11 protein-coding genes are annotated in these 11,616 nt (G+C 67.1%); 6 read left to right on the top strand and 5 right to left on the bottom strand.

The window, feature by feature from the left end:
- The first annotated feature begins 7 nt into the window (after window positions 1-7).
- Window positions 8-682, top strand: coding sequence for an arylesterase (locus ACSQ3O_RS14115; protein WP_137745588.1), 675 nt, complete (start codon window positions 8-10; stop codon window positions 680-682).
- 16 nt (window positions 683-698) lie between these two features.
- Here ACSQ3O_RS14115 and ACSQ3O_RS14120 read toward each other — a convergent pair whose 3' ends face one another.
- From ACSQ3O_RS14120 to ACSQ3O_RS14135, 4 genes are all read right to left on the bottom strand, one after another.
- Window positions 699-887 carry a hypothetical protein gene (locus tag ACSQ3O_RS14120; protein WP_298450509.1) on the bottom strand — a complete coding sequence of 63 codons (189 nt, stop codon included), beginning with the start codon at window positions 885-887 and terminating at the stop codon, window positions 699-701.
- Between the two features lie 77 nt (window positions 888-964).
- Entirely contained in the window at window positions 965-1,837 is an 873-nt protein-coding gene (locus ACSQ3O_RS14125) for a DUF2189 domain-containing protein (protein ID WP_436139343.1), read from the bottom strand.
- A 95-nt stretch (window positions 1,838-1,932) separates the two neighbouring features.
- Window positions 1,933-3,171, bottom strand: a complete 1,239-nt coding sequence (locus ACSQ3O_RS14130) for a PLP-dependent transferase (protein ID WP_436139344.1) — start codon at window positions 3,169-3,171, stop codon at window positions 1,933-1,935.
- 58 nt (window positions 3,172-3,229) lie between these two features.
- A complete protein-coding gene (locus tag ACSQ3O_RS14135; protein WP_436139345.1) occupies window positions 3,230-3,724 on the bottom strand; it encodes a BON domain-containing protein in 495 nt (164 codons plus the stop codon).
- A 163-nt stretch (window positions 3,725-3,887) separates the two neighbouring features.
- Between ACSQ3O_RS14135 and ACSQ3O_RS14140 the strand changes: the two genes are divergently transcribed.
- The 4 genes from ACSQ3O_RS14140 to ACSQ3O_RS14155 all read left to right on the top strand — a co-directional run bounded on the left by ACSQ3O_RS14140 (window position 3,888) and on the right by ACSQ3O_RS14155 (window position 8,152).
- Complete coding sequence (locus ACSQ3O_RS14140) at window positions 3,888-5,576, top strand: SulP family inorganic anion transporter (protein WP_436139346.1); 1,689 nt, start codon at window positions 3,888-3,890, stop codon at window positions 5,574-5,576.
- Between the two features lie 103 nt (window positions 5,577-5,679).
- On the top strand, window positions 5,680-6,453 hold the full coding sequence (locus tag ACSQ3O_RS14145) for a GGDEF domain-containing protein (protein ID WP_137745593.1): 774 nt from the start codon (window positions 5,680-5,682) through the stop codon (window positions 6,451-6,453).
- A 10-nt stretch (window positions 6,454-6,463) separates the two neighbouring features.
- Window positions 6,464-7,318 (top strand): MinD/ParA family protein, encoded by an 855-nt coding sequence (locus ACSQ3O_RS14150; RefSeq protein ID WP_436139347.1) that lies wholly within the window; start codon window positions 6,464-6,466, stop codon window positions 7,316-7,318.
- A gap of 84 nt (window positions 7,319-7,402) precedes the next feature.
- Window positions 7,403-8,152 (top strand): sulfurtransferase, encoded by a 750-nt coding sequence (locus tag ACSQ3O_RS14155; RefSeq protein WP_436139348.1) that lies wholly within the window; start codon window positions 7,403-7,405, stop codon window positions 8,150-8,152.
- Window positions 8,153-8,215: 63 nt separating this feature from the next.
- Here the strand turns inward: ACSQ3O_RS14155 and ACSQ3O_RS14160 are convergent, their stop codons facing one another.
- Window positions 8,216-9,004, bottom strand: a complete 789-nt coding sequence (locus tag ACSQ3O_RS14160) for a substrate-binding periplasmic protein (RefSeq protein WP_436139349.1) — start codon at window positions 9,002-9,004, stop codon at window positions 8,216-8,218.
- A 177-nt stretch (window positions 9,005-9,181) separates the two neighbouring features.
- Between ACSQ3O_RS14160 and ACSQ3O_RS14165 the strand changes: the two genes are divergently transcribed.
- Window positions 9,182-11,596 carry a putative bifunctional diguanylate cyclase/phosphodiesterase gene (locus ACSQ3O_RS14165; protein ID WP_436139350.1) on the top strand — a complete coding sequence of 805 codons (2,415 nt, stop codon included), beginning with the start codon at window positions 9,182-9,184 and terminating at the stop codon, window positions 11,594-11,596.
- Window positions 11,597-11,616 lie beyond the last annotated feature (20 nt).

The raw sequence follows: 11,616 nt of genomic DNA on the forward strand, positions 1-11,616 counted from the left end.
TTTTGCTTTGATTCGATACCTGCGTCGGCGCCACTTTATCGTGAGCGCAGCCACCGGAGCGCTGGTGGGGCTTTGCACCCCGGCCGCCCTGGCCCAAACCAAGGCCCCCGCCACGCCCGCCCGCACTCCCCTGCTGCTGGTGCTGGGTGATTCGCTGAGTGCCGAATACGGCCTGGCGCGCGGCACGGGCTGGGTGGCTCTGCTGGAAAAACAGTTGGCACAAGACAAGCTGAATATCACTGTGGTCAACGCCAGCGTGAGCGGCGAAACCACCTCGGGCGGCCGATCGCGCCTGGCCGCCCTGCTGACCCAGCACAAGCCCACCCATGTGGTGATCGAGCTGGGCGGCAACGATGCCCTGCGTGGCCTGCCGCTCAAGAACACCGAGGAAAACCTGACCTGGATGACGCAGGCCGCCCAAAAGGCGGGCGCCAAGGTCTTGCTGGTGGGCATGCAGGTGCCGCCCAACTATGGCGCCGACTATGCGAACAAGTTTGCGGGTTTGTTTACCACCGTGGCGCAGGCCCAGAAGGCAGCCGTGGTGCCCTTTCTGCTGAAAGGGGTGGCGGATGGGCCGGACCCGACCCGCCTGTTCCAGCCTGACCGCATCCACCCACGCGCCGAGGCGCATCCGCAGATGCTGGCCAATGTGTGGCCGGAACTGAAAAAGCTGCTGCGCTGACGCCAGATGCAGCCCGTCAGGCGCTGGCGGGGCCCCCAGGCTGGCCGGGGGTGGCAGCGTCGCCGGCAGGCTGGTCGTCTGCCGGCTGATCCCCCTGCGGCTCATCCGGCCTGCGGTGCGCCTTGGCCCTCAGCTTCTCTTCTTTTTTCTGTTTTTTGGCGAGTTCGCGCTGGCGCTTTTCGTATCCGTAGTTAGGTGTTGCCAAGGTAATTGCTTCCTGAAGTAGAGGCCCACTGTAACAGCATGCTCATTGGAGCCGACTCCAAGAACCAGCTCAAAGCATCACGCCGCAGCAGGCGGTGGTGGCGTGACCCGTGACACCGCCGCGCGGTAGGCATGCCAGCTGGCAAAGCCCAGTACCGGGCCTGCCAGCAGCAGCCCCACACCCCAGAACCAGAGCGAGGCCACAACGAGGATGGTGATGAGTGCCCCCCACAGCAGCATGACGAGGGGGTTCTCCAGCACCACGCGCATGCTGGTGATGCCGGCAGTGAGCGCGTCGGTGTCGCTGTCCAGGATCATGGGGATGGACACCACCGAGGTGGAGAACACCAGCGCAGCAAACACCCCGCCCACCACCGCGTACACCGCAACGAAGCTCCAGTTCTGGGGGTTGAACACTGCCTGCAGGACGCCCGTGGTGGACGGCATGCCGGTGTTGAAGAACACCGCAAACACCACCAGCGACGCACGACCCCAGAGCAGCTCCAACACCACCAGCACCAGCACCAGCATGCCCATGCTGCCCATGTGACTGTCCCAGCAGGTGAGGGATTCACTCAGCTCTGGTTTCAGGCCCGCCTCGCGCCTGCGGCTGGTGTCGTACAGCCCCATGGCCAGAAACGGCCCCAGCAGCAGGCAGCCGCTGGCCATGGACATGGTGTATTCGGGCCGGGTGCGGAACACCCAGCCCAGCACCACCGCCATGCCCCAGAAACACAGGCCATAGAACGCCGCAATGCCCGGCGCGGCGCGCACATCGTCCAGCCCCCGCATCAGCCACCGGAAGGGATCGGCCAGGCGCAACGGCTGCAACTGCACAGGCTGGGCCGTCTGGGCTTTGACGCGGTTGGCAATGGCCTCGGCCTGCCGGGCTTCCGAGGCGTCTGGCGTGCTGAGGGCGTCCGGTGCGGGCTTGGAGGATGTCGCGGTCATGCCGCCACACTAAGCCCGCCCGTTCGGCCGCGCCACTGAGGAAAGCCCGTAGCCCGGACGGCGTCGGCCGCTGGGGTTGGGGCCTGAATGCAAACTCAGGCGGCAGGGAAAGCCCGCTCCATCGCCTGCTGCAGGTCACGCCGCAGGTCCTCTACCGCCTCCAGCCCGATGGAAAAGCGCACCAGCGTGCCCGGTTTCAGGTGGGACGAAGGGCGGCTGCGCATGCTGGCGATGGTGTAGGGCACCACCAGGCTCATGGGGCCGCCCCAGCTGTAGCCTAGCTTGAACAGGCGCAGGCCGTCACAGAACGCATCCACCTGCTGCTGGGTATAGCGCGCGTCGATCATCACGCTGAATAAACCCGCCGCGGCGCCCTGCCCGCCGTCTGCGGCACCACACAGAGCCTTCCAGTGGGCGTGGCCGGGGGCACCCTCCAGCGCCGGGTGCAGCACCTGGACGATGGCGGGCTGCTGCTGCAACCAACGCGCCAGTGCGCGGGCTGCTTCGTCGTGGGCGCGATAGCGCAGGCCGATGCTGGGCAGCGCCCGCAAGATCGCCTCGGCATCGTTGGCGCCCACGCCCAGGCCCAGCCGCATGTGGGTGAGCTTGATCTTCATGTGCAGGCCCTGGTCGCGCGTGATGACGCTGCCCATGAGCACATCGCCCCCACCGCTGGGGTACTTGGTGAGTGCATGGGCAGAAATGTCCACGCCCAGGCTGCCGTCGCCCGTCAGGTCAAACGGCGCAAACGCCAGGCCCGCGCCCCAGGTGTTGTCCAGCGCGGTGGTCACGCCCCGTGCGCGGCAGATGCGGACCTGCTCGCACAGGTCGGGAAACTCCATGCTCACCGAGCCCGGCGCCTCCAGCCACACCAGCCGGGTGGCAGGCGTGATACGCGCGGCCAGGTCGGCCGGGTCCAGGGGGTCATAAAACGCATGGGTGATGCCGAAGCGGGCCAGCTCGCCATTGGCGAAGTCCTTGCCGGGGCCGTAGGCGTTGTCGGGGATCAACACCTCGTCGCCGGGCTTGAGCAGGGCCAGCCCCACGTTGGCGATGGCGGCCAGGCCGCTGGGCACCAGCACACACTGCAGGCCGCCTTCCAGTGCGCACAGGCGCTCTTCCAGGATGAAGGTGGTGGGCGTGCCGTGCAGGCCATAGGTGTAGCCGCTCTTGTCTTTCCATTCGCGCGATCGCATGGCCGCGACGTTGGGGAAGATGACAGTGGACGCCTTGTAGACCCCGGGCTGGGGGGCTTCAAAACCGGTGGGCGGCAGGTAGTCGTGGTGAACGAGGCGGGTGGCGAGATCGGTTTCGTGGTCTTTCATGGCGGCCATGGTAGCGCGCCGCCCAGGACAAGCCTGGGCGGCGCGGTGCCTGCGGGCTGCAACGGGTTTAGCTGGCGCTTACCACCAGCTGGTTGTTCACAGCGGTGACGCCGCTGATCGCCTTGGCAATGGTCTCGGCACGGTCACGGGCCAGGGTAGAAGGCGCAGGGCCGTTCAGCGTGACCTTGCCATTCACGGTGTCCACGTTGATCTTGACGGCGCTCAGATCGGGGTCCTTGGCCAGGCCAGCACTCACCTGGGCGGTGATGGTCGCGTCGTCGATCACGCCCTTGGCTGCCTCCGCTGCCTGCTTGGCCTTGGCCTCGGCGCTGACGGCGCCCTGCTCCACCTTGGTTTCGGCGCTCTGCATCGCGGCCTCGGCCTTGGCGCGGGCATCGGCAGCGGCCTGCTCGGTCTTCTCTACAGCCGAGTCAAGCCGCTGGCCCACGGTGGGCTCCTCGGTCTTGCTGCAGGCTGCCAGGCCCAGGGCCAGTGCGCTCACAGCCAGCAGGCTGGCCACGCGATGGGCGGGGTGGAAGTGGGTCGTCTTCGATGTGTTCATGCTGTGACTCCTTGCGGTTGAAACATGGGCCCCACTGTAGGCAGCGGCACGCGGCCACCGGGTCGGACAGGGCCGAAGTGCCTGTAGGACGGAGTCGGGGCACACCGCCGGATTTCCCCCGACCCATCCCTGCAGAGCGGCCTTGACACGCGACAATCGGGCCATGATTTCGCCGTCGCTGACCCGCTGGTTTCCGTTTCTCGCATGGCCCCGCCCCGACCGTCACCTGCTCAAGGGCGAGTTCTGGGCGGGCATGACGGTGGGCCTGATGCTGGTGCCCCAGGGCGTGGCCTATGCCGCGCTGGCGGGCATGCCCCTGGTCACAGGGATCTACGCCTCGCTGATCCCGGCGCTGATTGCCGTGCTGTTCAGCGCCTCCACCCGGCTGGGCGTGGGGCCGACGGCGCTCACCAGCTTGCTGATTGGTGCATCGCTCACCGGCCTGGCCGAGCCCGGCAGTGCTCAGTGGGTGGCCTTGGCGGCGTGGATGGCCATGCTCTCGGGCCTGCTGCAGCTGGTGATGGGGCTGGCGCGGTTTGGCTGGCTGCTCAACCTGGTCACATCGCCCGTGCTCAATGGTTTCACGCAGGCGGCGGCGCTGCTGATCCTGGGCTCGCAGCTGGGTGCGCTCACCGGCCTGCGGGCGGCGGAATGGAGCACGCTGCTGACCACGCCCTCGCCCGGCCTGTTCGACCTGACAGCTGCTGCCTTCGGGCTGGGCAGCCTGGCGCTGCTGATGCTGGCACGTCGCTGGAGGCCCAATTTTCCGGCCGCCATCGTGGTGGTGGGCGCAGCGGGTGCGCTGAGCTGGGCCCTGGGGTATGCCGACGCCGGTGGCGCGGTGGTGGGTTCCCTGCCCTCGGGCCTGCCAGCCCCCTACTGGCCGGGCACCCTGCCCTGGTCCAGCTTTTCTGCCTTGGTCATGCCGGTGCTGGTGGTCACGCTGGTGAGTTTTCTGGAGACGGCCTCCAGCGCCAAGGTCGAGAGCCAGCGCTCGGGCGAGCAATGGAACGAAAACCAGGACCTGATCGGCCAGGGCCTGGCCAAGATCAGCAGCGGCCTGTGCGGGAGTTTCGCCACCAGCGCCTCATTCTCGCGCTCGGCCATCAACCTGTACGCCGGTGCCAAAAGCGGCTGGGCCACGCTGTTTGCGCTGAGCCTGGTGCTGGTGGTGCTGCTGTGGCTCACGCCCGCGCTGTACCACGTGCCGCAGTCGGTGCTGGCGGCCGTGGTGGTCACGGCCGTGACCAGCCTCATCAAGCCCGGCACGATGCTGCGGCTGTGGCGGGTGTCGCGGGTCGAGGCCGTGATCGGCGGCATCACCTTCGCCCTGACCCTGGCCACGGCGCCACGCATGTACTGGGGCGTGCTGGTGGGGCTGCTGATCAACCTGAGCCACTTTCTGTACCAGCGGCTTCATCCGCGCATCATCGAAGTGGGCCTGCACCCGGACGGCAGCCTGCGCGACCGCCACCTGTGGCAGCTGCCCCCGCTCGCCCCCCGGCTGCTGGCGCTGCGCATGGATGCCGAACTGGACTTCGCTTCGGCCAGCGCCCTGGAGCGGCGGGTGGCCGAGCACCTCGCGCAACACCCCGACGTGGTGCACCTGTGCCTGCTGGCCCAGCCCATCAACCGCATCGACGTGACCGGGGTGGAGACCTTTGCGCAGCTGCTGGGGCTGATGCAGTCCCGGGGCGGAACCCTGCACCTGAGTGGCCTCAAGCTGCCTGCCGAGCAGGTGCTGCGGCAGGCGGGCCTGCTGGAGCCCCGTGCCGGGCTGGCCATGTACCGCACCGATGCCGACATGCTGGTAGCCATGCAGCACCTGCCCGAACCCACGCCCAGGGCGTAGAACAGCGCCAGACAAGCCCCTGCGCGGGTTTTACCTACACCCCGGGCAGGCGCTCGGGTGGCCCTTGCGCTGGTACACTGCGCAAACTCTCTTTGCTCCATTTGTGTCTGACTCTGCGGCCTCTCATCTGGTAGATCTGCGCGAGCTTCGCCTGGATACTGCTCACGCGCTGGTGGCTCAGGCCGGCGGCAGCGAAGCAGCGTTGCACCGCGAAGCCCCTTCGCGCTACTTGCAAGGCCTGATCGACGGCCTGTGCGAGCTGTCCCTCAAAGACCCCCTCACCGGCCTGGCCAACCGCAGGCATTTCCGTGCCGTGCTGGAGCGCGAGATCGACCGCGTGACGCGTTCTGGCGAAGCGGCCCTGCTGCTGATGCTGGACATCGACCATTTCAAGAAAGTGAACGACACCCACGGCCATTTGGCCGGTGACGTGGTGTTGCAGTCGGTGGCCCGTACGCTCAGCGCCTGTGTGCGCCCCATGGACACCCTGGCGCGCTACGGCGGCGAGGAATTTGCCGTGGTGCTGCCCGCCTGCCAGGCCGCGTTTGGCCGCGTGGTGGCAGAACGCATCCGCCGCGCCGTGGCCAACACCCCCATCCGGATCTCGCCCGGTGTGGAGCTGAACGTGACAGTGAGCGTGGGTGGTGCCTTTGCGATGCAGTGGATCCGCTCGACCACCCTGCTGTGGACCGACCGCGCCGACCACCAGCTCTACCAGGCCAAATCGGCCGGACGCAACCGCGTCAGCATTGAGGAGCAACCCGACAGCACCGTCAGTGCCGAGGAAAAAAGCCTGTTGTTTGGCCCGCTCTACACCCCCTCGGGTTGGGGCGACCTGCCTCCGCTGGACCCCAACCCCACAGGCAGCGCCTACTGAAAGTTAGATGATGAGCGACGCGCTGACCCCTCACCCCACCACGCCCGCAGCCCCTGCGGGCCCCGCCACACCCGCCGCCGCCACCCCGGATGGCGCCCGCATCATTGCAGTCACCAGCGGCAAGGGCGGCGTGGGCAAGACCTTTGTTTCCGCCAATCTGGCGGCCGCCCTCACCCGCCGGGGCCAGCGTGTGCTGGTGCTGGACGCCGATCTGGGCCTGGCCAACCTCGATGTGGTGCTGAACCTGCACCCCAAGATCACGCTGCACGATGTGTTCACCGGCAAGGCCGCGCTGGACGACGCCGTCATTACCGCCCCGGGTGGTTTTGACGTGCTGCTGGCCGGCTCCGGCATGGTGGAGTATTCGCGCCTTACCCCCGAAGTGCGCAACCAGTTCCTGAGCGTGATCCAGGCGCTCACCCCGCGCTACGATGTGGTGCTGCTCGACACCGGCGCAGGCATCTCGGATGTGGTGCTGTTCTCTGTGTCGCTGGCCTCCGAGGTGCTGATCGTAGCCACGCCCGAGCCCACCTCGCTCACCGACGCCTACGCCGCCATCAAGGTCCTGGCCATGCAGCAAAAACGCCAGCATGTGCGCATGGTCATCAACCAGGCCGCGCGCCCGGGTGATGGCCGCGCCATTACCAGCCAGCTGCAGCAGGTGCTCGACCGATTCGTCAGCACCGAATCCGGCCGCCCCATGCGCCTGATCCACATGGGCGACATCCCGGCCGACCCTTCGGTGCGCGATGCCGTGATGCGCCGCCAGCTGCTGCTGCTGCAAACCCCCGGCTGCCCGGCGGCGCTGGCGATTGCCCAGCTGGCCAACAAGATAGAGACCACGCTGCTGTCACCTGCAGCCTGACCGGCATATGCCAGGGCGCGCCTTGGCCACTGTGCCAACCTGAACCACAGGCCCGCCAGCGGGCCTTTGTGCATTTTTACTGCCGTGAACACCACCGACACCGTCCTCAACATCTCCTGCTACAAGTTCGTGCCGCTGCCCGATGCCGCTGCGCTGCGTGAGCTGCTGCACGAACGCGCGGTGGCCGCCCAGCTCAAGGGCACCATCCTGCTGGCCGAGGAAGGCATCAACTTCTTTCTGGCAGGCCCCGCCGATGCCGTGCGGGGTTTTGTCGCGCAGCTGCGCACCGATGCCCGCTTTGCCGACCTGGAGCCCAAAGAGAGCTGGTCGGCCACGGTGCCGTTCCGCAAGATGCTGGTCAAGGTCAAGCGCGAAATCATCCGCATGGACCACCCCACCATCCGCCCTGCCGCAGGCCGCGCGCCTTCCGTAGACCCAGCCACACTGCGCCGCTGGCTGGAGCAGGGGCATGACGACGAAGGCCGCGAAGTGGTCACGCTCGACACCCGCAACGCCTTCGAGGTGGACGCGGGCACCTTCGATAACGCCATCGACTGGCGCATCGACAAGTTCACCCAGTTTCCACCCGCCCTGCGCGCTCACAAGGCCGAGCTGCAGGACAAGACCGTGGTGAGCTTTTGCACCGGCGGCATCCGCTGCGAAAAAGCCGCCATCCTCATGCGCGAGGAAGGCCTGCCGCATGTCTATCAGCTGGAGGGCGGCATCCTCAAATACTTCGAACTGACAGACGGGGCGCACTACCACGGCGGCTGTTTTGTGTTCGACGAGCGTGCGGTGCTGGCCACAGATCTGTCGGCCCCGGACGCTGAATAACTATCAAAAGAGTAGCTTAAAAAGCTTACCCATCGCGCGCAGAAGGCCTTTTTACTCATATTTTTAGCCTCCCTGCAGCGCCTGAGCAAGGTCGGCGGCACAGGGCTGCTGCTGCAGGATCTTGCCGTACTCCCCCGACTGGCGCAGCGCTTTCAGGCCCCGGTTGAAGGCCTCCATGCGCTTGGCGCTGGCGGGCAGCTTTTCGCTCATCATCAGGTGGGTCGTGAAATCGGGCACAAACAGCTTGGGGTGCGCCCGCACGCGGCGCGCCTGCTCGCCCGTGAACTTGGCGCCCAGCAGGTCGCAGGCCACGTTGCGGTCCAGCGGCACCACATCCACGCGGCCCGCCAGCAACTTGTTGAGGTTGCTCACATCGTCGGGCGCCACGTCTGCGCGCAGGGTGCCGTCCTTCGCCATGCGCCAGAACGCGGGGGTGTAGGTGTAGTCGGCCACCACCCCAATGCGCAACCCCGCCAGGTCCTGCAGGCTGCTCCAGGTGAAGTTCCGGTCGCTGCGATAAAGAATCTGCCACTGCTCGGTCAGCACGTTGTCGCTGACCAGAAACCCCTTGTCGCGCTCGGCATTGCGGCCCCAGGCGGCGGTGGCGTCCCACTTGCCGTCGCGTGTCTCCACCAGGGCCCGTGTCCAGGGCAAGAAGACATATTCCACCTGCACCCCCGCCTTGGCAAAGGCCTGGCGCACGATGTGCAGGGAGATCCCCTGGTCGGGCCGTGCCGCGCTGGCATAAGGTGGCAGCTCGCCGGTGGCGATGCGCAGCGTTTCGGCCTGCACAGCAGCGCCCAAAGCACTCGCCAGCAGCAGCCCCCAGAACAGGCAAAGATGGCGTCGCATGGTGTGTTCCCTTTTTCCGGCCACGGAGGAAAACAACGTAACCACCTGTGTGCGTTGTGTCAACTTCCGCACGCCGACATAATGAATGAACCCGCCCCGCTGGCAAGATGATTGCTTGCATCCCCTGCAACCCGGCCGTTCAGCCATGGCACCTCTTCTTTCAAGCCCCCACGGCCCATGCGTTTGCTCCACCCCTCGTCGCTGACCTCCAAGACCCTGGCCTGGGTGGTTGTGGCCAGCCTGGTGGCATTTGCCGCCATCACCGGGGTGACTGTGTGGCAAGAAAGGGCCCGGCTGCTGGAGCGGGCGCACGAGCAGGCCCAGCGCAGCGTGCAACAAAACCTGCCCGCGCTCAGCGATAGCCTCTGGAACTTCAACAATGCCAGCCTGCGCGCCCTGCTCACCGGCATGGTCGGCGAAGGGGCCATCGTGCGGGCCGACATCCTGGACGGGGACCGCACGCTGATGACGGTGTCGCGCCCTGGCGAAGTCCCGCCCATCGACACCACCTGGACCCACGCCATCGCCGACCCCACCCACACCGGCCCGAACCAGCCCCAGCTGGGTGAGATCCGGGTGTACGAGTCCTATGCCGCCCTGCGTGCGCAGCAGGCCGAGACTGCCTGGCGCATCGCCATCGCCCAGCTGCTGCAGATCGCCAGCATCGCCGCCATGCTGGTCGTCATCGTGCGCTGGCTCATCATGCGCCACCTGTCGGCGCTGGCGCGGGCCGTCACCGGCCTGAACCCGTTGGACAACCGGGACCGCATCCGCCTGCAGCGCAAAACCAGTGGCACGCAGCCCGACGAACTCGACGCCCTGGTGGATGCCCTCAACCGCTTTCACACCGAACGCGCCACCGAAGCCGGGTTGCGCCTGCAGGCCGAGCGCGCGCTGCGCGCACGGGTGCAGGAGATCGAGGCCACGCTGGGCGCGCTCAGCGACGGGGTGCTGGCCCTCAACGGCGCAGGCGACGTGGCCTATGCCAACGGTGCGGCTGCGCGCCTGCTGGGCATGGCAGAGCCCACGCTGCAGGGACAGCCCTGGCACAACCTGTTCCGGCTGCTGGACGAAGCCAGCGGCGAGCCACGCGGCGAATGGCTGGAACAGGCCCGGCAATCCCGGCAGCCGCGGCGTGTGCGTGGCGAACTGCGCATTGCCCCGGCACACGCGCGCGCCTTTGTGGCAGAACTCAACGCCGTGCCGCTGCACAACCCGGGGGACGTGGTGCTGCTGCTGGTGCTGCGCGACATCTCCGAAGAAATCGACAAAGAGCGGCAGATCGTCTTCCAGGCCTTCCACGACCCACTCACAGGCCTGGGCAACCGCTCTAAGCTGGCGCGCGACCTGCCGCTGGACCTCGCCCATGCGCGGGCAGCCCAAGGCCAGCTGGCCCTGCTGTTCATCGACCTGGACAACTTCAAGGACATCAACGACACCCTGGGCCACCAGGTGGGAGACCTGCTGCTGCGCCAGCTGGCGCTGCGCCTGCAGGCCACGGTGATGCCCCCGGCCTGGGTCACGCGCCACGGTGGCGACGAGTTCCTGGTGGTGCTGCCACAGCTGAGCGGCGAAGAGCAGGCCATTGCCCTCGCGCAGGAGCTGATGAACCAGATCCGCCGCCCGTTCACCCTGGAGGGCTACCAGCTGCACGTCACGCCTTCGGTGGGCATCAGCCTCTTCCCCGATCACGGCAGCACACCGGCCGAACTGGTGAGCCGTGCGGACATGGGCATGTATGCCGCCAAGAAGCTGGGGCGCAATACCTACTGCGTCTTTGACGACCGGCAGCTGCAGGAGTCTTCGCGGCGGCTGAGCGTCGAAAACGGGCTGCGCACTGCATTGGCCCAGAGCGAGTTCTGGCTGGCCTACCAGCCCAAGGTGGAACTGGCGAGCGGCCGGATCGTGGGCGTGGAAGCCCTGCTGCGCTGGGAGAGCCAGCAACTGGGCCGCATTCCGCCCGCCAGCTTCATCCCCGTTGCCGAGGAAAGCGGCCTCATCATCGACATCGGCGACTGGGTACTGCGTGAGGCCATTGCCGCCGCGCGGCGCTGGCGCGACATGCTGGGCACCGAAGTGCCTGTGGCGGTCAACGTGGCGGCAGCGCAGTTCCGCAGCCCGCGCCTGCTGCAGACGCTGCGCGCCATCGCAGCCGAAGACCGCGACATCCCGCGCCTGATCCAGCTGGAAGTGACCGAAAGCGCGCTGATCAGCGGGCTGGAGGACGTGACCGGCAAGTTCATCGCGATCAAGGAGCTGGGCTACAGCATCGCTATCGACGACTTCGGCACCGGGTACTCATCGCTGTCGTACCTGAAGAATCTGCCGGTGGATACGCTCAAGATCGACCAGGCCTTCATCCGCGACCTGCACCGCAGCACGCAGGACGTGACCATCGTCTCGGCCGTGGTGCGCATGGGCCAGAGCCTGGGCTTTGCCATCGTGGCCGAGGGGGTGGAGGAATCCCGCCATGTGCAGATTCTCCAGGGCCTGGGCTGCGACCAGGGCCAGGGCTACCACTTCAGCCGCCCCGTGCCCGAGGCCGAGCTGATCCCCCTGCTCCGGCAAGGATGTGGCGCGGTCAAAGCCTGAAAGGCGTTGACCGCAGGCGA

This window comes from Acidovorax sp. LjRoot74 (assembly GCF_964254355.1).
Taxonomy (GTDB): Bacteria; Pseudomonadota; Gammaproteobacteria; order Burkholderiales; family Burkholderiaceae_C; genus Acidovorax.

What these genes read in the sequence shown, in the direction of transcription:
- ACSQ3O_RS14125 (WP_436139343.1), bottom strand. Translation starts at nt 1,837, where the DNA reads ATGACCGCGACATCCTCCAAGCCCGCACCGGACGCCCTCAGCACGCCA.
- ACSQ3O_RS14130 (WP_436139344.1), bottom strand. Translation starts at nt 3,171, where the DNA reads ATGGCCGCCATGAAAGACCACGAAACCGATCTCGCCACCCGCCTCGTT.
- ACSQ3O_RS14140 (WP_436139346.1), top strand. Translation starts at nt 3,888, where the DNA reads ATGATTTCGCCGTCGCTGACCCGCTGGTTTCCGTTTCTCGCATGGCCC.
- ACSQ3O_RS14135 (WP_436139345.1), bottom strand. Translation starts at nt 3,724, where the DNA reads ATGAACACATCGAAGACGACCCACTTCCACCCCGCCCATCGCGTGGCC.
- ACSQ3O_RS14160 (WP_436139349.1), bottom strand. Translation starts at nt 9,004, where the DNA reads ATGCGACGCCATCTTTGCCTGTTCTGGGGGCTGCTGCTGGCGAGTGCT.
- ACSQ3O_RS14165 (WP_436139350.1), top strand. Translation starts at nt 9,182, where the DNA reads ATGCGTTTGCTCCACCCCTCGTCGCTGACCTCCAAGACCCTGGCCTGG.
- ACSQ3O_RS14150 (WP_436139347.1), top strand. Translation starts at nt 6,464, where the DNA reads ATGAGCGACGCGCTGACCCCTCACCCCACCACGCCCGCAGCCCCTGCG.